Here is a 23336-nt window from a genome sequence, read left to right on the forward strand (position 1 = left end):
TTCGATACGCAGAAACCCGGTCGCAGATCTATTCAAGCGTGACGGGACGTTCAAACCACGCCTGGTGATGACATCACAGCGACTGGACTGTCCGTCGTCAGATCATTTGGCTCAGGTTCGGTCTAGGATTAGCGGAGTGTCTTACTCGTCATTGGGTTGATGTTAAGCGGCGAGTTTGCGGTGCTGCAAGCGCCGATGCTGGATGGTCTGGCGTTTGATCCTTTCACGCTGTTTGATGATGGCTGCGGCCCTGCCGAAGTAGGCGTCGGCCGGGGTCACGTTGGCGAGGCTCTCGTGGTAGCGCCGGTGATTATAGTGCTCGATGAAGGCGCCGATTTGGGCCTCCAGATCGCCGGGCAGGAAGTAGTTCTCGAGCAGGATGCGGTTCTTCATGGTGCTGGTGCCAGCGCTCGATCTTGCCCTGGGTCTGGGGATGCATTGGAGCACCCCGGACATGGCTCATGGCATTGGCTTGGATATAATCCGCAAGTTCTCCAGCGATGTAGCACGGGCCATTGTCGCTGAGCAGCCGGGGCTTGTGCTGCACATGGACCCGATCGCTGCCTGAGGCAGCGAGGGCCATGTCCAGCGTGTCTGTGACGTCCTGGGCTCGCATGGTGCTACACAGCTTCCAGGCGATGATGTAGCGCGAGTAATCATCGAGCACGGTGGACAGGTACATCCAGCCCCAGCCGATGATCTTGAAGTAGGTGAAGTCGGTCTGCCACATTTCGTTGGGCCGCACCGTCTTGGTGTGGAATGCATCGGCGGCCTTGATCACCACATAGGCCGGGCTGGTGATCAGGTCGTGGGCCTTGAGAAGCCTGTAAACGCTGGCTTCTGAGACGAAGTAGCGCTTCTGGTCAGTGAACTGCACAGCCAGCTCGCGCGGTGATAGCTCGGACTCTTCCAGCGCCATCTCGATAATCTGGTCATGGATGGCCGTCGGGATCCGGTTCCACACCCGGCTGGGCGCAGATGGTCGATCTTCCAGTGCCTCAGGGCCGCCACCGAGGTAGCGGTCATACCAGCGATAAAAGGTCCGGCGCGGGATGCCCAGCCGGTCCAGAGTGCGCGTTGCCGGCAGGTGCGACTGCTCGACCAGATTGATGATCTCGAGCTTTTCGGATGCGGGATATCTCATTCTTGGTCGTCCCCATCCGCGATCATACTTTTTTTGAGCAGACGGTTTTCTAGCGTCAGGTCGGCCACGCATTCCTTGAGCGCACCGGCCTCGCGGCGCAGATCCTTGACCTCGTCGCTGGTCGCAGCACGGGAAGTATCGCCCGCCAGGCGACGCTTGCCGGCTTCCATGAACTCCTTCGACCAGGTGTAAAACAGGCTTTGCGCTATGCCTTCCTTGCGGCACAGCTCGGCTATGCTGTCTTCTCCACGCAGGCCCTCGAGAACGATCCGGATTTTGTCTTCGGCTGAAAAGTGCCGGCGCGTCGCCAGGCGAATGTCCTTCACCACCTGCTCGGCAGGCTTCTTGGTGTTCGAGGATTTGGCAGTCATCTTGGTTCCTTCGTCATCCGACGAGACCAAAACACTCCTTAAAGCTCAACCCTAAATCTGGGACATATGTGCTGACGGCAGACAGACTGGACCACGTACCGGCAATCACAGACACCGGCACTCTTCGACTTCGAACCCCAGCGAGCAGACATCGTCCTGCGCGCTCAGTAGCCCGAGGGAAGACCCAGGTTACTGAGCATCCGGGAGATCATGCAACTGACTGGTTGCGGACTCGCGCACGAGCAGGTCCCAGCGGAAGAGCGCAACCGACGCCGGTGTGGCTGGCGCTGGGAAGACGTCTCGCGCCTTTGTTCCTGATGCCGAGAGCGTAAGCAGAGTCGTCAGCAGGGGGTTGGGCGGCGGATCGCCAGCTTTAGCTCTTGGCAGCCCCAGTTGTCTGAGATCCGAAAGGTCGAGTGGACGCTGGTGCGCAACTGCATCGGCACTGATGACCATAAGCATCTCAGGGCCGTAGACCGACCTGAAGCCTCCATCCGTGAGGGGGCATTCCGAACAGAACATCGGATCCGGTTCCCACATCGTCACTCTCGCGTCCGGGGGGTTAAGACGCCTGTAGAAGACCTTGATCCCAAAGTTTGCATCCACGTAGATGACGTTGACATCCTTTGCGACGGTCAGGCCTGTGGCCACCACCCTGACTTGAAGCCTGTCGCACTGCTTGAGGGTTGAGCGAACCGCCAGCGGCACTGGATCTAGGTAACGCGCCTCCGCGCACTCCTGCTGTGGCTTGTATGAGTTTCCTGCACCGGCAATTGCTTCAGCCGTCCAAAGACTCGCGGGGTCCGATGGGCGCAAAATTATGTCGAGTGCCAACTGCGGACCGCCTCCACCCTGCTGTTCATAGAGAGCATTGGCAATCTTGATGAGATTCTGGGCTTTTGCCGCGCGATGCAGAATACCCGCGAGCTCCAGTGCATCTTCCCTATCGTCTCCGGAAGGGCGCCATCCGATATTGGACGGTTGCTCCGTGTCTCTCCGAAAGCCTTCGCTCCCGGCGAACCAGATCCTTCCGTTTGACAGGCCAACCATTAGGTCGGGGGAGCCAGAATCAAGTCCAATGGGCGTACTCAGGTTGCTTGAAGCAAACGTCGCCGCAGCGGTGAGCACGGCGGTCAGGGCTTCAGGTGAGCTCCCATCGAGAGGGATAGGTGCCGACAGTCGCAGGACGGTATCTAGCGACGGGGCAACGATGCGCGCGTACCGCGAACGTGCAGTGAAGCCGGCTGCGTCGCCGATGAGCACTGCACAGGTATCATCGCCGGTGACACATGTGGCCGAGACCGGCTCGAAGGTCGATGTGACCGCATCGGCCACCCGCACGCGGACGTGTCCGAGAGACTGGTCGTTGAATGCACCTGGGTCATCGAAGACGGCGAGGATTGACCCCGGCGCGAGCCCTTGCACCAGGCCGGCGGACAGGACTCCATCGACGATCGGAAACTGCCGCACGCCCCCCGGTAGCTCCGCTTCATCAACCAGACCGGCGGTTTCGATGTAGGGTGTCTGGATCGTCCCGTCGCCCACGATGCCGGAATCGGCCATGTCCATCAGCACGCCCTCATAGAGCTGCTGATAGCTGACGCCGGCGCTCCCGTGCTTCAGCCTGTCGACGAGCTTGGTTGTGAATATGCCGTGCCAGACGGGTGCCCCGTCGGGGCCGGGTCCGAAATTGTACTCCCAGGCCCGTTCGTAAGCCTGTGCCGCATAAAAGGCGACGAGGTACCCAGCATCCTCCCCAAGCTCCGATGTGCTGGTCGTCTCCGTCATGCTCACCCTGGCTGGTTCACCCGCAGGGGGCACGTCCTTGCCGCGAAGCCGCGGGTCCGGAGCGCGCGCTCCGGATGCCGAAAAGCAGCTGTCCATGATGAGCCACACATCAACACCACGGCTTCGGATGGCGTCCAGAAAGGTCCCGATGTCGTCATCGAGCAGCGCATTCGCTATCCCCCCACGGTTGTTGTAGTGAGCATCGATGGGGAGAAATGTTTCGTCGAAACCGTCGCCCTCGTCAGCGTTCTCGTCGGAGACGCGAGTGCCGTGTCCGCTCATGTAGATCATGACGGAGTCGCCCGGCTTGATCGCGGTCAGGGTCACTTCGAACACGTTCTCGATATTCTCGAGTGATGGCCGTCGGGCACCATCGATAGGAGCGTCCGTCAGAACCTGAACGTTCGAATACTGGAGGTGAGGGAGGACGGAGAGCATCAGTTCGACGTCGTTCCCCGGACCGTTCAGGTCATCCATCGCTTCGTAGTCGGCCACGCCGATGAGGACGGCGTACCGCTCCGCAAGGGCAGGAGAGGTTAGAGCGGCAAGGACTATCGCCAGAAGAACCCTGAAGATCATCATCGAGAGCACCTCTCTTGCAGATAAATGCAACTTTACTCGAGCGCCTGATATCTTGAACAGAGGTAGAATCCTGCGCCCAGCACTGAATAGTTTTGGCGATGGACCTTGCCCGTTCGCTCTGTCGGGGCGTATCGTATTGACGATCAATGGGGCGGAAGATGCGGGTCCGGTTCTTCGTACTATTGGCGATGTTTTGTGGCGCGGCCCAGCTCGTTTCGCCGGCCGCTGCACAATCGGTGACTGAGCAGTTGGTTGGACCGGCCGACGTGCTCGCGGAGCTTCCCGAGCATGAACTCGTCGTGGTTCAGCAGGCTCTTGCCGCCGCCGGCTTTGATGTCGGATCGGTCGACGGGATACTTGGTCCCAAGACGAGGGCTGCGGTACGGAGCTATCAGAGCAGCAAGGGCATCCAGGCAACCGGCTTGCTCTCCATCGGCGAGGCGTTCTCGCTGGTGCAGGCCTGGGGGGGACCCGATGGAGTCCGGGCCATCGAGATGGGGACATTCGGAGACAGGCTTGTAGAGGCATATTTTTCGGGAGAGCCATTTGACGATCAGGAGACAATCCTTGACGTCTTGCGTAACAACGACGTGTGGCACTACCTCCTTAAAAGCGTTGGTGACGGTTCCCGCGCCCGGGCAACGGTTCTGGCCACGTCCGAGCGCTATCTGGAATTTTCCGACCTTCTCGACCTCGATTCCGAAGCCGCCCAGGATGTCCTATCGGCACTGGTCTGGACGTATCAGCAGCTGGACGAGAAGGCCCAGGCGCGCTGGGAGGCGCTTACCGGGGGACAGTTCGACCTCCTTCATGGGGCGATCGCGGAGGCGAACGGGGATCCAGACGCGAGAGGCTGGTATGAGCGTGCGGCGGCCAGTTCGTTCGCGCGACAGCGCATTACCGAGATCGACAGCGGAGACTCCTCAGGTCTCGAGCAGCCTGACTGCGCCGTAATGTCACCGGCTCCCAAACACGCTGACGTCGACCTGCTTGCACAGAGCGGCGAGGTGTTTCGTGCGGGTGAGCCCGTTAAGCTCGTTTGGATGGTTCCCAATCTTGAGCAGGCATGCGTTGCCCCGTCCTATCTGGTTGTCGCTATGCCGAGTGCCGTCAGGTTTGAAGGAGGGGGATTCTACGTCCTCGCCCCACATGAACCTGCGCCTTTCGGAATCTCGTTCGCGAACGAGAGCATGCGAGTAGTTGTGCCGCTCCACCTTATGAGGTCTGCGGTCAGCGAAGCGACCTTGCGGATTTTCCAGCTCGGCACTTTCGACGTTCGCTGGACCGTCGTAGAGGCCGGAGAGATAGAGGCGGCGTTCGCAAGTGACAACACCTCGATTGTGGTGACTCATGGTAGCCCGAGCGTCGTCATCCAAGATCCCTTCCCCGCTGAAACGCCGATAGACTCGAGGGTGTCCCCGGATGGGGAATTCGAGCTGAGGCAGTTTCGGCGGCATTACGACATCATTTCGCGTTCCAGCGGTTCGCTGGTTTATACAGGGGACGGCTACGATGCGCGGTTTTCCCCGACAGGGCGCTTCGTTCATTCTTTTCGTAACGATGACAGTCAGTTTCAGGTGGTCGACGTTTCGGCAGCCGAACTGGTGTTCGAACTCAATCGTGGGGTCGGCGCGAGCCGCGGAGAATACGTCCAGGCGGTGGGTTGGTCCGCTGGCGATAGTTTCTTGGTTCTGGGCTTCGAAGCGGCGGGCGGAATTGGCTTCCTGCAGACGTTCCTGAATAGGCCGCTGCTCTACAGCTCCGAGGGGTGCGGCGCGTGTGACTCGTGGAGCTCGTCGACTGTAGTTCTGGACCTCGAGAATTCTCTCGTGTCGATGACAGGCTGGGCTGGCGGATGGACGCCCCACAGCCTCGCGTTCGACCTGGACTTGTCCTCCTCGTCGAGAGACTTGTCGCTCGTCCTGCGCCACCTCGTCGACCCAAAGTCGCTGCCCGTCTTCGGTGACGTTGAGAATTGGAACATGAGCGGGCGCCCGCGGTACACCTACAACGCTTTCACCGACCCCAATCCGCGCCCAATGCGGTCTTCGCGGGGGAGCGACCAGGCGGCTCTCGCCGACGAGCTCGAGCCGGAGGCAGACCTCCTTGTCGCGGACGTCCCCGAGGGGCTGCTTCGCGGCGTCTTTGAAATGGATCTGTCGGACGGGGTCAACAGAAGCAGTCGGTTGGAGAAACGCCTTGCAGATTTTGGGATCACAGTGTTGCCGGCCGGCGAAGTCGAGGTCGACGTGGTGGACTTCGAACCGTCCGCATACACTCTCTCAACCGCGGCGCCCGCGGTTCGCGCCGGCCTCATCGATGCGTCTGAGGGCGAAGCGCTAAATGCAGCAGCGGAGGCTTGGCACAGCACCACCAAAATGTGTCTTGTGATGCGCGCCTCAAGCGCGACAGTGTGGAGTTGGAGGGCGGGCGACGAATTCTATCAAGTCGTTCAGTACATTTGCTATGAGAGCACGGGCTACATCGCCAATGGGCGAGCCGCTCTGCTCTACTTGCGAGACGATGCGTTTCATGCATTTGCGCTCGGGGACACCGACGGTGACAGCGACTTCGTAGACCCCGACGAAGGTCTTGATTCCGCCGTTGACGACAACCCTGAGGCGGTCGTTGAAAAGATTCGTCCACTGGCCACCAACGAACGGCTACGGATCTTCCGCCCCTGCGACGACCTGCTCGCCTTCGTCAGTCTCAACAGGCGGCTGGTGTTGTTCGATGCCGTCGAAAGAGCGGTTCGGTTCGATGTGCCAGTCGTTGGGGCCGACCTAGTCTCAGAAGTTCGCTGCCTCGACGGGCGCAACCAGCTTCTCCAGGTCAACAGCGACGGTCAGCTCTTCGTGCGCGATATCGCCGACGGCCAGCTCGTCGTCCGCGGCTACTACGTCGACGACGAGCTTGCCTGGTACGACGACAGTCTCGCGTTTGACTCGACCTTCGAGGGTGCCCGGTACGTCAATCTGAAATTTCCCGGCGACAACAACCTCTATCGCCTCGATCAGTTTGCGCGCGAGCTGCGACGCCCCGGCTTGCTCGATGGCCTATCGGGGGGCGAGACGGTGGGCACCGCACTAAGCGTGACGGCTCCGCCGGTCGTCAGCGTCGGTGCCCTGGCAAGCTCCGCGGAGGTGGCCACACTGACCGTCGAGGGAAACTCCGGCGCCGAGACGGTCGAGGTCTTCCGGGACGGAATGCCAGTGCTTTCACGGGCGCTTGGAGCCGACCCGCGCGCCGCGTTCGAAGTTCCTCTGCTCCCGGAGACTCGGTGGATCACCGTGCGCGCGCAGGCCGCGAATGGGCTCTACAGTGCCGCCGTCTCAACGCCTGTTGCCGGGAGCGACGCGGCGAAGGCAGGCCGGCTTTTCTACGTTGGACTCGGCACCGACACCTACTCGGATCAGAGGCTGGAAGACCTCGACTTTGCAGTTTCGGACGCTTCGAGCCTGCAGCTTACGCTTGAGACTGCGGGTTCGACCTACTACCGCACCATAACGGGCAAGACGTTCGTTAATGTCGAAAGCTTCTCCGAGCCTCTACAGCGGGAGTTTGACATCATCGCGCACGCCGCAACTGCGGAGGACACGCTTGTTCTCTATGTCTCCGGCCATGGAGTGCTCGGTTCAAATGGTGAGCTGCGCCTGGCGTCGGGCGCGACCGACCTCGACGACATCGAGGAGACGAGCCTCAGTGTGTCCGACCTCGCCACGATGCTCGATGGCATTCCCTCACGCGTCTTCATTTTCCTCGACGTATGCCACGCCGGTGCAATCGAGGGCGTAACCAACGACAACGCCGTCGAGCAGCTTCTGCAGGGCACGGTGAAACCGGTTGTCATCATGTCGGCATCGAAGGGCCGTCAGTTCAGCAGGGAAGGGGTGGCCTTCGGCGGTGGTGCCTTCACCTCGGCACTGAAAGCCATCCTGACGGATCTCAGCGGAACCGACTTTAGCGGCAACGGCACCCTCGAGCTCAGCGAGATCTACCCGCTTCTTAAGTCACAGGTCATCCGCCAGACAGCTGGCCAACAAACGCCATGGATCGCGCGATCGGACATGCCGGGGGAGATCCCCGTCTTCTGATCGCTCAACAGCCGACGACATCAAATCGGATCAAAGGAGGAAGGCATGCGTAGATACTTTTTCGCACTGCTGGCCAGCACGCTGCTGGGCACCGCCTCGTTCGCCCAAGATACTGAGCAGGTGCTTTACGACGCCAGCGCCTATCCTCAGCATGAGGTTCTATTCGACATGTTCGGAACCGTCGAGAAAATCACCTATTCCGAAGTTGCCGACGACGCGATCGTTGACGGCGACGCGAGCCTGGGTCTGCACAGCACAGTTCAGCAGCAGAACGCGCTGATGATCTTGAAGCTGCTCGAAGGTGTCGACAGCGATGCGATCACCGACACTGCGCTCCGAACGACGATAGACAACCTCAAGACGGCACTCGAGGAAGAACCGGGAGATAGGGCAGCGATTGCGCCCAACACTAGGGCGTGGCCGACCAACACGATCGCGTACCAATTCGATGCCAGCATCACCAGTGCCGACCTGAAGAACACCTTCGAAGTAGCCGTTGCCGAGTGGAATGCCGTCGCTGCGGTGAAGTTTGTCCCGCGAGATAGGCAGGGCGTCTACCTGCGTGTCCGCGATGCTGACGGCGACGATTGGAAGTGCTCCGCCCAGGTCGGCTACAAGCCCGATTATGGCGGTCACATGAACCTCAACCCGCCATGCACGCTGGGCACGATCCTCCACGAGATGCTCCACGTCGCCGGTATCATGCACGAACACCAGCGCAGCGACCGCGACCTCTACCTGAAAATGATCCCCGGCGCGACCGAGGGAAACAATTTTGGAATCCGGAGTATTGGCTGGTCAACGCCGTACGACATGTGTTCGATCATGCTGTATGCACCGAACGTGCTCGTCGCAGGCCTCTCCCCGCCGATTTACCAGATGACGGAGGCAGGGGAGGACCAGCTGCGGGATTGCCGGCCGGCACTCCGGTCCAGTTGCCGCGCTGGAACTCCGGGACAGCGATGCCAACTGAGCGCCAACGACGTGCTTGCGCTCAAGCACCTGTACGAGTGAGATAGCGTTCATAGCGACACGAAATGTGGTGCGGCGCGGAGATGGTCACTCAGCACAAGTGTCGTTTCCGAAGCCCCCCCAATTCGAGGGAGCGGGTTGTTAGGTCTTGGTGTCATCCGAAGTCCGAACGAAAATCGCACGGTCGCTCTGGCTCGGTGTCACTGCTTGTCGCGTTCCTTACTCCATTGGTTGGCTGACAAACGTAGAGCATTGCGGTCCTGAACGATATATGCCGAGGGGTGTGTTATGTCGTTGCCGCCCGGCCCGTGACGAGTGGCTAAAAAGACAATCAGCATGCCCATTGTTTGACAAAGTACATTATCGCGCCGTCGGAGCGTAAAATTGGGGGGCAAGGAGGATACCAGATCTTCCGGTACTAGAAACGAGTCGGTTGAGACCGTGCCCTGTCAATCTCCCCCTTCTGACGCGAAGCAGTCGTAAGCGTTTTCAAAGCCGCCAGTCTCCTTCCCACCCCGATTGAGCCGTTGGGGACGCCGAACCAAAACGGCGGCTTTTAGGAACTCGCGTGAGCCTGTTTAACGGCCGAAATGGGGCGCTAATCCGACCAGAATCTATCCAGGAACAGGACCGCTCGTTGCGCCTGATCGGGGTTTTGGCTGCCCTCGAAATTTCTCGGACGGCGGCCGCGCGCTTCCGGAGCAGACCGGAAATCTCACGCAGCCCAAAAAGTCGCCGAAGCGCCCCGACCGCGGCACCAGCCAGCCATCATTGCAGCCCGGGGCAGGACAGTCTTGAAACACGGCCCCGCATTTGCATTTTACCTCAGGTGAGCCTGATAAGCGGCGTGGCAGACCCGTGCCGCAAACGGAGCAGGCAGGCAAAAAGTTGTCGCAAAGTCCTTCGTGTTCGCAGCGATACCAAACACGACCGTCCTTGCCGCGGACGTCCATCAAGCGTCCGCCGCATTCCCCGCATTCGTGTACTGGTGGATCGAGTTGTCCTGCTTGAGCAAGGATGTGCCTTTGACCTTCTTTGATCTCATTTGCGAAGGACGATGGTCGAGCTTTTGACGCCATAATTGTCAGGCTCTGACGCGCCCTCGTCATCGCGACGTACATCACTCGCCTTTCTTCGGCGTTCTCGAACACCTCCTGTTCCGGCGAAACCAGTGTCAGCAGCGGATCGTCCACAATCTCGGAGGGAAAACCCATCCGTCCGCTATCGGCGTTCAGAAGGACGACATGGTCCGCCTCAAGGCCTTTGGATCCGTGGATGGTTTTGAAGCTTATGCGCAGGCCGGGAAAGCGACGCCTCAACGGGGGCATTTCTGGCTCAACAAAACGATAGCGGGCCAGAAGCAGCACTGATGCGGGCTCTCCGCCCGCCTTTGTCGAGATGCCGGCCAAGATCTCCACGAGCTTTTCTTGCTTGTCGTTCGGGGAGGTGGACACGATGCCGATTGCGGGCTCGGTTGCAGTACCCGCGGGAACGATGCGTTTAGGCAGTTGTGCAGGATTGCGCAGGATGAAGTCCTTCGCCGCATAGGCAATTTGGTCGATCGACCGAAAAGTGCGGCCAAGATCTACAATCCGGTGAACAGCGATCTCTTCATCGAAACGCCCGCCGAACTCCTCACCGAAATGGCGCATGAGATGAATATCGGAGCCCGCGAACCTGAAGATGGACTGCCAGTCGTCCCCTACGGCGAAGATCCGTGTGCCCGGATTTTGCGCTTTGAGCGCCTTCACCAGGCGCGCGCGACCCTGAGATATGTCTTGGAACTCGTCGACTAAGATGCGGCTAAACTGACTAATATAGCGACCGGTCTCTACGTATTGGGCAGCACGCAGGACCATGTCTTCGAAGTCGATCCGGCCGCTCAGCCGTGCCTGATACTCGACTAAGACCGGCTCAAAAACTGCGAGGAACGCATGCGCTCGTTCGCCTATTTTCAAGCTACGTGCTTTGGTGCTGCAGTCTAGCAGGCTGTACCCGCCGCCCTTGAATTTGCGGAGGAACGTGCCGAGTAATTGCGAAAAGCTGTCCATCTGGTGGTGCATCTCCACGATGCGGTCAAACACAGAGTTAGCAGAGAGGGGTCTAAGGACCACGTGCGGCGCCAGCTTGGCCGCTAACGCGGACAGCAAGCGCCCTTCCTGTCGCTCATAGCTATAAGTCTCGATCAACGTCGTGCCATGCTCAGCATGGACCTTCCGCTTCCACTCCATCCCGGCAAGATATGCCTCGCGTTTAACGAAAGGCGCGGTGACAAGCCGCTCAGTGCCGTCGTTATTGCGCTCTCGCCGAACACCGAAGTGCTCGATGTAGATCCCGCTCTCGGTCAAGCGGAAGTCGGGGCAGTAATTCCGCTTGCCGGTGTCGGCGATGGCATGTTCGTAATCCGGCTCGTACTCGTACCCAATGCCATTCTCATACAGCCAGTTGGCGATCTGCAGCTCTTCATGACTTTTAACCTTCTCACCCTGCAAAGTGCGGAGGTCCTGCTTCTCCAAATGACAGTAGAACTCATGCTTGGTCTTGAAGTCCCACTCCGATTTTGCCTCGACCAAGAAGTGCGCGAACCATCGAATGATCGCCCGAGAAACCTCGGAATTTTCACCAACGAGGTCGTTGATGATCTGTTTGATCAGTTGCGAGAACGCAAAGTCGTCGGTCGCATGTGGCGCAAGTGCAGGCTTAGAGCCCTCGACCTGACCGATAATGCCGTAGGCCAGTCCGTGGAAGGTTCGGGCCAAGATGGGTACACCGGAACGCTTTTTCACGCGTTCCGACATTTCATCTGCAGCATTCTTAGCGAACGCGAGGAGCAGGATGTCCTCTGGGCGGCAGATCCCCGCCTTCACAAGATAAGCTGCCTTGGCGGTAATGACACTGGTCTTCCCAGAACCGGCGCCGGCGAGCACCAACGTCGCATCTTCGTCCACCACCACGGAAAGCCTCTGTTCGGGGCTTAGCGGCTTGCTCTCGACGGTATCGAAGAAGTCCTTGTACCGCTCGAGCTCGGCGGAGACGAACGCCTCCGTGGCAGAGGTCCGCATCGGACCGGGGGCCTCCGCGAACTGTCTGAGCGGCGCAATGCGTGCCGTCGCGTCAGCACCTATGGCCCTCGGCTGAAGCTTGGAAAGCAGCGAGGCATCTAAGGCCCGAACGTCAGTAAGCAAAGCCGTGGCCGCACAGGCGGCGGGGTAACGCGAAGGACGACGCATCATCTCGTCGACCTGCTCCCACAAACGGTCAACCAGGGGCCCCTGTCGTTCCAGAGCGGATAGATTGAACTCCACCCAGCTGCTTTCGAGCTGGTCGGCGAACCTTCGGGCGTCGCGGAAAGACGCGCCGCGAAGAGAGAGACTTGCTGGTCCGGCGATGGGAATGATGAGCGTTGTGCCGAGCAGTCCCTTTCGAACCATCGGCGCGGCGGAAACTTCGTCAAGTGGCACTGACGACACGCTTCGATTTCGGACCAAGTGCAGGAGATTTCCGTCGACGGCTATCGAGCGGAAGGTCAAGCCGAATGGGTTGACCAGAAAACCCCAGAGTGGGCGCTCAAACAGCTCAGACAATGTCACGGACCCAATAATCGAGGCGACACCTCAGAGGCTTGTCGACCCCGACATCATGCGCCTGGGAACGAAAGGTCAAGTTCGAAGATAGTGAGAAACTGGCGTACTCCACCACGGATCTCGTTTTCATTGGCTGGTTGCCGCTGGTGTCGCGCGCCACGTTTGAGGGTCGAGTCGCAATGCGGATTCTAAAGGTGCCTTGACGGTGAATATTTTGGGTGTTTGCGCGAACAGATGGACTCGATAGAGCTGCCAATGGGTGGAGCGCTCCTGCGCCACGGCCAGTTCATTTCGCGTGATAAAGAATGGTGTCTGGGCCGCACCGTTCGTGGTCTTCACCTCGATAAGGCGCTCTTGCCCAGTATGGTCAAATGACAGGATGTCGAAACCGGCACCATCACCATCCTCCATCGCCACCCATCGAATTTTGTTGGCGAGGTCCTTCCGATCCTCAGCAATCAACCGCAGACGTTCGACACCAACAACGAATTCCTCGCCTGCCCTACCAAGCTGGCGGTTGCGGAAATCGCGCTCCACTGGATCGAACTTGCTCACCAGCCGCTCGAGTGCCGGTCGATACGCACGCGAAGCACTCACCGGCATTTCAGTGAAGACATGCTCGGGCGGTGCTCCTGGGATGGGGGGCCCTGTAGGTTGCTGCTCTACCATTTCGCGATTGCCCGTCAGATAACGGTCGGTCGCAGAGAAAAGTGCCTCTTGATAGTTGGGTGCCGGCTTGTAACCCCAAATCCAAAGGAAGCCCTAACTCCTGCAGCACGGCAGATATGTTCCGATGCTTGAACTCAACCGATGCTGCCGAGCGGCCGGTGAGCTGCATTAGGGTCGCTCGATGATGGGCCTTCACATATGGTCGTTGCGCAAGTTCGTGACCCAGCATAGCGAAATAGTCGGCAATGATGGCGTCGAGTTCGTTATCGCTCCACTCCTCGCCCTGTTTGGTCTGTTCGGCCATAGTCCCCCCCACAACCAGGATGCCTGAATTCGGTGCGGACGAGAAGCTATTGCATAGGGGGTGGACCCAAATCCATGACGGTGATCTTGAGGGCGACGCGGTTCCGGAACGACCACTTTTAAGAACGAATAAACGCATCCCACACGGCTGAGATGGGGCGTATTCCTGCGGGGATAGCGGTCAGACGGAGGTCTGATCCGAACGGCAGCCTTTAGCATCTTAATCTGGTATTTTGAGCGACGCGACGCGCGCAATTATTGCCCAACCGCACGTGACAGCATTGGGCAGGCTTCTAACTGTTCAATGTTCGCGCAACATACGATCCGCGCGCTTGCGCAAACGGGATAGGTCAAGGCGAACGCCCGTGCGCGACCCAAGTTGTTAGGCGGGCTGGCATCTGTCCCTCATTGATAGAAACGACTCTCCCGCATGGCCAAGTCGGCCTTGAACGCTCAAGATCGAAAGGCTTTAGGCGCGGACTTCCCGCCCTGAAGTATTGGTGTCGACTAACGTACATGCAGTCAGCGTAATAGATGTGCAAACATATCTTTGGCTGCTAGCAGAAACGAAGCGGTGTAGCGCTTCATATCTATCCCGTTAAATTTGGCACAATCTTTGCAGGGATCCTGATGAAAGGTGTGAAGGGAACTAAAATCATGATCACTGCAACTACCCGCCGCAGACTGCTCGCCGGCATCACAGGTCTGGCGACTGCGCTGATGATGAGCAATCAAGGGAGCCTGGCCCAGCCTGTCACCACCCCCAAGACGATCTCAGCGGGGAAGCTGACTATGTCAATCAACCCCACCTTGCCGCCGCTACAGTTCGTTGATGAACAGGGCCAGTTGCAGGGCATGCGCGTGGAGCTCGGCAATGCGATTGCTGAAAAGCTTGGGTTAACGCCCGAATACGTAAGGATCGAATTTGCTGCCATGGTCCCCGGCTTGGCCGCGCGCCGGTGGGACATGATCAACACCGGCATATATTGGACCGAGGAGCGGTCAGAGCTGATGTATATGGTTCCTTACGAGCTGGCTGCTGTCAGCTTCATGGCACCGCGCGGCAATCCGCTCGGGATCTCAACCTGGCAGGATCTAGCCGGGCTTTCGGTCGGAGTTGAACTCGGCGGGATTGAGGAGACCCGCACCCGCGAAGTCAACCAAATGCTGATCGCAGAAGGACTTGAGGGGATCACCATCCGCACCTTCAACAATTTTTCGGAAGCCTTCCAAGCGCTTCGGGCGGGGCAGGTGGAAGCAGCCACCGCCATTGATGCTACCGCCATGTACTGGCAAGAACGAGGCACCTTCACCCGAGCAGTATCGGGCCTGTTCCCACAAGTTGCGACCTTCGCCTTCGCGGATCGCGACCTCGCCGAGAGTGTCGCCCAAGCGCTCAATGAGTTGCGCGAGGATGGCTATTACGACGATCTATTTGAGCGGTACGGCGTGCTCCCAATCGAAGAAGACGAGTTCGCGATCCGCGGCCCTGGTCCGGCTTGATCGCCAGCTCTTTCGAAGTGGTTGCTAAACTCTCCGCCATAAGCAACAGCGAACCGGACCAGTCCGCGAGCGTCTACGGGGCTCAAGCTTTGCGCCATCCGCGCGCAGGGCTTGCTCTTCTGTCCCCAACTCCAAACAAGCTGAAGGTCTGTGAGAACGAGTGCGTTGCCGGCCTCGTAAGAAACCGTTGAGCCGTTGAGTAATAGCCCAGCAACGGTGATGCCTTTGCTGTCCCGGAGACCTGCGGCCAGAACGGCCTAAAAATTCAGGTCCTGGGCGCCAGAACGCGATACGTACTCCGCGTAAATCGTGCCCCCCGTATGGAGCTGGAGGGCAAAGCTGGGCGTACCAGCGCTGTCGTTACAGTGATGTTTTCGCCGACAGTAGCCGTGAACTGCAGGACATCATTGACCTTGTAGGTTCCGTCAGCGGGAACCGAGACCTCAGTCACAAAGGGGTTGGCGGTATAGATGGTGAAGGTCTGAGTGACGGGGGTGGAGCTATTGCCGGCCACATCCGTTGCCGTAACGCTGATGGAGTTTGAACCATTCACATTGAGGCTCAGGGTGCCGCTTTCCGGCGCGACGGTAGCCAGATCGATGCTCCATTCCCGGTCGGCCGCCGTGGTCGTGTAGGTTGCCCCACCGATTGTCAGCTTGATACCAGCGCCATCCTCCACCGTTCCGCGAATTGCCGGGGTGGGATTGCTGGCATGGGTTGACGAGGTGATTGTTGGCGCAGTTGGTGCTGACGTGTCGATGGTGACGAAAGTCGATGAGGAAAGCGCGAATTCGTTGCCGGCCGCGTCCCGGGCCGCTGCAGTGATCTCGTGCGTGCCCTCCTGGAGTTGCCCAGCCTCGAAAGACCAGTTTCCGGCGCCGTTGGCGTCTACGCTGCCGATTTCCAGGCCATTTGAGTAGACGATGATCTTCGCGTTGGCTTCTGCGTTCCCGGAAAAATACCGGCTCAGCGACATTGTTGAACCCGTCATTCGGGGTGCCGCTGTCGGAGTTTTCGTCGAGCACGATGCTCGCAGCGGCGGGCGGGATGTCATCGAGAACGGTAATCGTGAAGGGGGACTCACTCACCGCCTCCGCTGAACTTCTGGAATGGGGCTCGCAGCGGTCCGGCCGGTACCGACCCCATGCACGAACCCGCTTCGCGGGAGGGGTGCACGCGGGTCGTAGCGGGTGATATTTTGGGCCTTTGAGCGGAGGCGGTTGCGATCTGAGCCTGGAGTTTCTTTCAACGAGAGGAACTTTCCATGGCGATCTTATCGACCGACGCTCCCGCCACGCCGCTTCGCCAACGCATGCAGCAGGACATGCTGATGCGCGGTCTGGGCGTCCACACGCAGCACGATTATGTGCGTCACGTCCGGCGCTTTGCCGTCTTTCTGGGGCACAGCCCTGATGTGGCCACGCCCGATGATATCCGCCGTTACCAGCTGCACCAGCATGAGAGCGGCGTCAGCCCCTCCACGATCAATGGTGCGGTCTCGGCGTTGCGCTTCCTGTTCGATGTGACGCTGAAGCGGCAGGATCTGTCGCGGGCTTTGGTGATCACCCGCTATCAACGCCAGCTGCCTGACGTGCTCAGCATCGAGGAAGCGGCCCGGTTGCTCCAGGCGACACCAGGTATCAAGTACAAGGCCGCGCTTGGGGTTGCCTATGGCGCCGGGCTGCGCGTGTCCGAGGTTGCCCACCTCAAGTCGACGATATCGACAGCGCCCGCATGTTGATCCGGGTAGAACAGGGAAAAGGGCGCAAGGATCGCAACGCCATGCTCTCGCCCCAGCTGCTGGAGCTTTTGCGATTATGGTGGCGCGAGGGCAAGCGGCGGGGCGTGATGCTGCCTCATGGCTGGCTGTTCCCGGGGCGCTCCTGCATCGATCCGATCTCGTCGCGGCAATTGCATCGTGCGGTGCAGGAGGCGACCGAGCTCGCCGGCATCCGCAAACGCGTCAGCCCGCATACCTTGCGGCACAGCTTTGCCACCCACCTGCTGGAGCAGGATGTCGATATCCGCGTCATCCAGGTGCTGCTCGGCCATAGCAAGCTCGAGACAACAGCGCTCTACACCAAGGTCTCGACCCGCACGATCCAGGCGGTCGCCAGCCCGCTCGACCGGCTGATGGCCCTGATGGAGGACAAGCCTCCACCCGCCTGATCCAGTGCGCGCCACCATCGAGGTCGCCGATATCTTCCGGGTTGCTGGTCCTGCCTATCGCTCGGCCCATGCCGGGCATCTGAGCCTGGACCAGCTCAAGATCATGTCGGCGATTGAGACTTGCCGCACCGCCGCGCTTGGCGGCCATGTCGAAGCCTGTTTTGACTGCGGCCATCAGCGGATCGCCTACAACTCCTGTCGCAACCGCCACTGTCCCCGGTGCCAGGGCGCCGCGGCCCGCGCCTGGCTCGAAGCGCAAAAGGCCAATCTTCTGCCGGTCGGTTACTTCCATGTCGTCTTCACGCTGCCAGCTGAGATCGCCGACATCGCCTTCCACAACAAGGCGCTGATCTATGACCTGCTGTTCAGGGCGGCGTCCGAGACCATGCTGACGATCGCGGCCGACCCAAAACACCTGGGCGCCCGCATCGGCATCACCGCCGTGCTCCACACCTGGGGTTCGGCCATGACCCACCATCCACACATCCACATGATCGTTCCCGGCGGCGGCATTGCCCCGGATGGTCGGTGGATCTCCTCGCGACCGGCCTTCCTGCTGCCGGTGCGGGTGCTCGGCGCGCTATTCCGGCGATTGTTCCTCACCCGGCTGCTCGAACTCCATGGTGCCGGACGGCTCGCGTTCTTCGGCAAGCTGGCCGGGCTCAGCGCCCATCGCGCCTTCGTTCGTCACCTCGCGCCAGTCCGGAAGAAACGCTGGGTGGTCTATGCCAAGCCGCCCTTTGCCGGGCCAGAGGCGGTGCTCGCCTATCTCTCGCGCTACACCCATCGCGTGGCGATCTCGAATAGCCGTCTCCTCGGGTTCGACGGAGCCGAAGTGACCTTGTGCTACAAGGATTATCGCCGCAGCGGCACCGACCGGCAGCAGGTCATGACCCTGGCCGCCGACGAGTTCATCCGCCGCTTCCTGCTGCACGTTCTGCCGCGCGGGTTCCACCGCATCCGGCACTACGGCCTGCTCGCCAGTTCCTCTCGCAAGGACTGCCTCGCCCAGATCCGCGCACTGCTTAAGGTGGCACCAGCACCAGAAGAACCAGCGGTCGCCGAGGCCTCAAACCAGCGCCCGCCTTGTCCCTGTTGCGGCGGCACCATGGTCATCATCGAGACCTTCGCTGCATGGTGCCAGCCGCGGGCTCCGCCAACCGCGGGACCACCAACCCGGGAGACCGTTAATGACCCGGCATGACCCGCTTGTTCAAACAGCCGCGCCACATCACTGGCCGACGGGATGGTTCGTGCCAAGCGCCACGGCGACCATCGTCATGCACACCAACCTCTTCAACACCCTCGTCGCTGATGCTCGAATGCAGTCCGAACAACATCCACCCGGCTGGCGATCAACGCCATATACCGCCGTTCGCGGCGGGAACTCGACCTCGCCTAAACCAAAAACCCCATAGCGCAGCGCATGCGGACCGCGGGTTCCTGCATGGGTGGCTTTGTGACGCCAAACGGCATCCCAAACCCTTCACCATGGCAGACGTCTGCCGCGGAGCTGCGATTGCCCAGAAGCAGCCGCAGTCCACAGGATCCTTGCAGCGTTAAAGGCAATCGGTTCGGCCAGCGTACAGCTATCATCGTGATCAGCTCAGGTTTGGTCCAAACAAACCTGCTTCCCGGCGGTTGGAGCTTATAATGACACTCAAGCTATTCATTAACTGCATCGGTCATGGTGCTAGGCCTTACCGCACCCGTATTTTCATATCCCCTGGGCATTAATGACGCCGACACAAGCGTCATTCAGGCCGAAGACGGTTTCCTCTCGGGCGAGTCGCGGGCGGGCCGTACCCTGCCGGTGCGCACCAGGCCGAACCCCGTCGCACCCCCGGAAGTCAAACCAGTACGCAAACGGAGCGATCGCGAACGCCTCGGTGAAGTCTGGGCCCCCGAAACGGTGTTCCGGGGCGGCCAATATGAAGCGCCCTTCGCCCGCGGGGTCCGCAGTGACCATCGCATGTATGTCAGCCGATCGGCCGACCCATCGCTGGGTACAGCGATGCAGTCGAGATCGCGCTCCCGGAGGATAGATGGTCGATTGACGGCCTGCCGTTCACCTATAGGCGGCCAATAATTACGTCTGGTCGGGCCGGCCAGGTGACACCGATGTGCAGCAAGACACCTTTCTGGCGCCGATGGCTAAACGCGGCCAAGTGCAATCCCCTTGAGCAAGGATCCGCTTACCGTTGAGCTGATAAAATACTCACTGTGCTCAAAGTTTGTACCTGCACTTGATCGCGTGCAAACTGTATGCGATATGCGTCAGACCATCGGAGACTGCTACCGTGCAAAATATCACAGCCGCGGCGCCAAAGCTCAGTGACGATGCTTTGTCCGACCGAGTCCATGCGGCAGTATCTGAGCTCATAAAATCGCAAAAGCTGCACGGTGGAGACATCATCGTGGAATCGCGGTTGGCAGAAATGCTGGGGGTATCTCGTACGCCCTTACGCGAAGCGCTGCAGAAACTGGAAGGCGAGGGCCTTGTGGTCAAGAACGGCCGCTCCTTTGTGGTGCGCGCCGTCGGGCTCGCCGAATATCTGCAAAGCCTCAAGGTACGCGAAGTGCTGGAAGGGGAAGCCGCCGCCCTCAGTGCCGGCCGGGTCCCACCCGCTGCCATCAAGCGCGTGCGTGAAAACATCGATGCGCTGCTCGCCGCCCCCGTGTACCTGCCCGAAGCCCACTGGCAATCCGATGACGAGGTTCATTCCCTCGTGTGCGACTATGCCGGCAATCCGGTACTGGCCGAAATGATCCGCCATCTGCGCATGGTCACCCGGCTTTACGAGACCCTCAATCTGGCCGATCGTCTCATTCCCGATGCCACCGAGCATCTCGAGATCATCGAGGCGCTCGAAAGCGGCGAAGCGAAGCTGGCTCGGCAAAAGGCGCAGGCCCATATGCGCTCGCTCTACAAGGCCTCGATCTGATCACCCAGGCGACAGAGTCAGCAAGCGCAGCGGATTGTGCCGCAACAGCTGTTCGACCCGATCTGGCGTAAGGCCCGCCCGACGCATGAGGGTGGGACCGTTGCGCAGCAGGTGCCCATAGCCGTGCCCTCCCAGATGCGTCATCCGGGTGCAGGTGCAGATGTCGTGGCTGACTACGATCCGCTCGCCCCAGCCCTCATCGAACAGGGCCTTGATCAGGTGCAGCCGACCCAGGTCGGTAGGCAGTTCCGCCTCGCCCATCCAGTAATGGGACTGCTCGATGCCAAAAAAGTCCCATTCCACGCAGACGCCGGTTTCCAGCAGCGCACGCACGCCTTCGCCGTCGGGATAGGTGCGATCCATGTGGCAGATCACGCAGCGCGACAGATCCGCGCCCGCTGCCTCCAGAATCCGCACGATCTCGAATGGCGCCTGCACATGGCGGCCGGGATGTACGCTGATCGTCGCCCCGGTCCGGCGGCTCGCCTGAGCCGCGGCCACCAGCGCCCGTTGCTCGAACGGGTGAATGGGCCAGGAGCAGCCGATCTCTCCGATCAGGCCGGCGCACACCGCAGTGCCATCAAGCCCGGTTTCCACTTCCGCAACAAAGCGCTCGGTCAGCGCCGCCACGTCGAGCACCAGGGTTTCGGCATCGAGGTAATCGGCCACATAGGTGCCGGCAGCAGCAACCACATGCACGCCCGCCGCCACGGACGCCCGCCGCTGCCCTTCCGGATTGCGGCCGATGCCGAAGGTGCTCTGGTCGACCAGCAGCGCTCCGCCATCAGCCGCAAACGCCGCCAGCTCCCCCGCCGCCACCTCCGGATCAAGCTGGCGCGCATTGCGGGGGTTTTCGTTGGAGCGGTAGTCGACCTGCCAGCGATTGGCCATGGTAATGGGCGGGCTCCCGATGCCGTTGCGCTGCCCGGGGCGAACGAGATCGAACAGCAGATGTTCGTGAAGAACGATGCGCCCGATTGCCTCTGCATCCACATCGCCGCACACCGTGCGAACCACACCCGCCATCTGTCGCCTCCCCGCTAGATCGCCACCCGTGCCTGCCGCCGGCGCAGCAGACGCAACACGCTGAACGTGGTGTAGTCGATCGGATCCTCGTCCACGGGCGCATCGCGCCCCCCGATCCGCAGGCTCACCGGGCCAGCATCGGCAAGGCTCGTCACCTCAAACACCGCCTGGGTGATGCCGGGATCGGCAACCAGCTCCAGCTCGGTATGATCCAGTCCCAACCCCGCCAGTGCCACGGCTACCGACACATTGAGATGCCCGGGGAACCTGCTCACGACGTCCCGCACCGTTCCGCGCAAAAACGAGGTGGGCTGGCGCACCGCGTCCAAATCGATGAAGCGCCCGGCCCCCATGCCCGCCCAGCGCTGCACGGGATAGCTCACCCGCAACACCACTTCGCGCAGGCCGCACTCACGTCCGGCCGCAATGAAACCCAGCGACCCCAACGCGCCTGCCGGGATCTCCAGTCGCCCCGGCCCGCCCTTGGCAGCCGCCCGCAACGCTTGTTCGTTTGCCGGATCGGCAAAGGCACCCAGCGACAACGGCATAAGATCGATACCGGCCCTCAGCAATTCCGGGCCATGCTGCACCAGCGCCGTGGCCGAGGCACTTTCAACCGCCACGACCGGTCGGCGCGCGATGAACGCCCTCAGATCGGTGCACACAACCGCGGCGCCGAACGCCTCCGTGGCCGCCTCCCGGCTGCGTTCGCGCACCAACAGGGCCACGAGTTCGGGCGCCCCCGCTTGATCGCGGAGCCGGCAGGCGATGCGCCGCGCGATAGGGCCGAAACCGATGATCCCGAAGCTTGCGCCCGCCGTCACGAGACGCTCGTGGCCATCGCCCTGGGCTGGACGGTTTCCCGCACGCCGCACCAGCGCGCGATGATACCGGCTGCCACCTGAACGCAGCGGACATAATCGTCGATATCGATCCACTCGTCATGGCTGTGGTTCTGCGTCAGGTCCCCGCCAAGCGAACCCAGTCCGACAGTTAGGATGCCCTTTTGCACCATCGGATTGCGGATATCACTCGAGGTGTGCATCACATTGATATGGGGCGCTTCCCCGATCGTAGCTTCGATCACCTCGGCTACCGTGCGGTAAAGCGGGTGGCTCACCGGCACTTCAGCGCCGGTAACACCAGCATCCCAGATGATCTGGGGTGGATGGAGACGCAGCCAATCGTCTTCGTCGACTACATGGCGCACCACCGCTTCGATCTGCGCCTGCACATCTTCGAGTGCTTCCCCCGGCGGCAGCGAAACCGCTCCGCCCAGCGTGCAGCTGCTGGCCATCCGCGACAACCGATCGGGTTCGCCCGCCGCGATATGGGACAGCATCAGATTGGTGGAGCGACCCACCGCAGCCTGCAGCGAGGGATGCAGCACGCGCTCGCCGCGTTCGGCATCGAGGTCACTCAAGGCCCGGAAAATCAGCATGGCTTTTTCGATCGGGTTGACCCCGCGATGAGCGAAGCCGGTCTGGTGCGGTTCGGTGGTTTGGGGTGGCTGGCCGGCCACCACGATGCGAAAATCCAGCTGCCCCGAAGCAAAGGCTTTCACTTCACGCAAGCCTTCTCCGGATTCCGCGGGGTGGAAATACACCGCCGCATCGGCGCTGACCCCGCTATGGAGCAATGCGGAAACCCCGCGCGCATGGCGCTTGCTGGGTGTGCTGGCCAGATAAACATCTCCGGCCGGCTTGAGCCCGGCCGCCTTGAGCACGGCCACCGCCTGCACCATGGCGGCAATTCCGGCCAGATCGTCTGCCAGGCCCCAGCCATAAAGGCGGCCGTTTTCGGTTTCCCCGGCAAAGGGGTCGTGGCTCCAGCCATGCGGCTCGACAAAGGGTTCGCTGTCAGGATGGGCGAAGAAGATGACGCTGCGCCCCTCGCCCGAACCAGGCAGATGGGCCAGCACGCTTGCCCGTTCGCCGGTGTCGATTGCCCGCTCTCCGGCAAATTCGGCCACCATCGGAATATCGGCCGGGCGATAGCGCTGCGTTGTCACCGTGCAGCCCAAGGCCTCACTTTGCGCTGCGAGCCAGGCCTGCACCGCTTCCTCGCCATTGCGCGACTGGCTCAGCAACTGGCGCAGGAAGTCGACAATGGTGTCCCGGCCGGCGGCAACTGCCGCATCGATCTTGTTCAGGCTCTCGCTCATGCTTTGTGCTTCCTGCCCTGCG

General features: G+C 60.8%; 13 protein-coding genes and 2 pseudogenes. 7 read left to right on the forward strand and 8 right to left on the reverse strand.

The genetic code is table 11. The features are described from left to right. Positions 1-162: 162 nt before the first annotated feature. Together ELX51_RS18030 and ELX51_RS18035 are read right to left on the reverse strand one after the other, a co-directional pair. Positions 163-1515, reverse strand: a pseudogene (locus ELX51_RS18030) (IS3 family transposase). Positions 1516-1704: 189 nt separating this feature from the next. After that, positions 1705-3885 carry a caspase family protein gene (locus ELX51_RS18035; protein WP_127754797.1) on the reverse strand — a complete coding sequence of 727 codons (2181 nt, stop codon included), beginning with the start codon at positions 3883-3885 and terminating at the stop codon, positions 1705-1707. Between the two features lie 158 nt (positions 3886-4043). Here ELX51_RS18035 and ELX51_RS18040 point away from each other — a divergent pair, with 158 nt between their 5' ends. Together ELX51_RS18040 and ELX51_RS18045 are read left to right on the forward strand one after the other, a co-directional pair. Further along, positions 4044-7979, forward strand: coding sequence for a peptidoglycan-binding protein (locus tag ELX51_RS18040; protein WP_206524659.1), 3936 nt, complete (start codon positions 4044-4046; stop codon positions 7977-7979). A gap of 45 nt (positions 7980-8024) precedes the next feature. Further along, positions 8025-8993, forward strand: a complete 969-nt coding sequence (locus ELX51_RS18045) for a M12 family metallopeptidase (RefSeq protein ID WP_127754799.1) — start codon at positions 8025-8027, stop codon at positions 8991-8993. Between the two features lie 572 nt (positions 8994-9565). On the opposite strand, the gene ELX51_RS18050 is transcribed toward ELX51_RS18045, so the two are convergent. Beyond that, on the reverse strand, positions 9566-12535 hold the full coding sequence (locus ELX51_RS18050; protein ID WP_206524660.1) for a UvrD-helicase domain-containing protein: 2970 nt from the start codon (positions 12533-12535) through the stop codon (positions 9566-9568). A gap of 126 nt (positions 12536-12661) precedes the next feature. After that, complete coding sequence (locus ELX51_RS20190) at positions 12662-13090, reverse strand: DUF3883 domain-containing protein (RefSeq protein WP_206524661.1); 429 nt, start codon at positions 13088-13090, stop codon at positions 12662-12664. Between the two features lie 295 nt (positions 13091-13385). Between ELX51_RS20190 and ELX51_RS20195 the strand changes: the two genes are divergently transcribed. Beyond that, positions 13386-13535, forward strand: a complete 150-nt coding sequence (locus ELX51_RS20195) for a hypothetical protein (protein ID WP_206524662.1) — start codon at positions 13386-13388, stop codon at positions 13533-13535. A gap of 602 nt (positions 13536-14137) precedes the next feature. Next, positions 14138-15010: an ABC transporter substrate-binding protein gene (locus ELX51_RS18060; protein ID WP_248305179.1), complete on the forward strand. Its 873-nt coding sequence runs from the start codon at positions 14138-14140 to the stop codon at positions 15008-15010. 265 nt (positions 15011-15275) lie between these two features. Here ELX51_RS18060 and ELX51_RS18065 read toward each other — a convergent pair whose 3' ends face one another. Further along, positions 15276-15986 (reverse strand): Ig-like domain-containing protein, encoded by a 711-nt coding sequence (locus ELX51_RS18065; RefSeq protein WP_164854914.1) that lies wholly within the window; start codon positions 15984-15986, stop codon positions 15276-15278. Between the two features lie 288 nt (positions 15987-16274). Here ELX51_RS18065 and ELX51_RS18070 point away from each other — a divergent pair. The 3 genes and pseudogenes from ELX51_RS18070 to ELX51_RS18080 all read left to right on the forward strand — a co-directional run bounded on the left by ELX51_RS18070 (position 16275) and on the right by ELX51_RS18080 (position 20124). After that, positions 16275-17179 (forward strand): annotated as a pseudogene (locus ELX51_RS18070) (site-specific integrase). Between the two features lie 4 nt (positions 17180-17183). Next, entirely contained in the window at positions 17184-18383 is a 1200-nt protein-coding gene (locus ELX51_RS18075) for an IS91 family transposase (RefSeq protein WP_127754801.1), read from the forward strand. Positions 18384-19479: 1096 nt separating this feature from the next. Next, positions 19480-20124, forward strand: coding sequence for a GntR family transcriptional regulator (locus ELX51_RS18080; RefSeq protein WP_248305180.1), 645 nt, complete (start codon positions 19480-19482; stop codon positions 20122-20124). On the opposite strand, the gene ELX51_RS18085 is transcribed toward ELX51_RS18080, so the two are convergent. Genes ELX51_RS18085 through ELX51_RS18095 form a run of 3 tightly spaced genes read right to left on the reverse strand, consistent with a single transcriptional unit; the run spans position 20125 to position 23314 of the window. Further along, entirely contained in the window at positions 20125-21150 is a 1026-nt protein-coding gene (locus ELX51_RS18085; protein ID WP_127754802.1) for an aryldialkylphosphatase, read from the reverse strand. Between the two features lie 14 nt (positions 21151-21164). Beyond that, positions 21165-21974 carry an aspartate dehydrogenase domain-containing protein gene (locus ELX51_RS18090; protein WP_164854915.1) on the reverse strand — a complete coding sequence of 270 codons (810 nt, stop codon included), beginning with the start codon at positions 21972-21974 and terminating at the stop codon, positions 21165-21167. Continuing rightward, positions 21971-23314, reverse strand: coding sequence for a M20/M25/M40 family metallo-hydrolase (locus ELX51_RS18095; protein ID WP_164854916.1), 1344 nt, complete (start codon positions 23312-23314; stop codon positions 21971-21973). Before ELX51_RS18095 ends, ELX51_RS18090 begins: the two co-directional genes overlap by 4 nt. Between the last annotated feature and the right edge of the window lie 22 nt (positions 23315-23336).

The sequence above is a fragment of the Devosia sp. 1566 genome (assembly GCF_004005995.1).
In the GTDB taxonomy this organism is placed as follows: Bacteria; Pseudomonadota; Alphaproteobacteria; order Rhizobiales; family Devosiaceae; genus Devosia.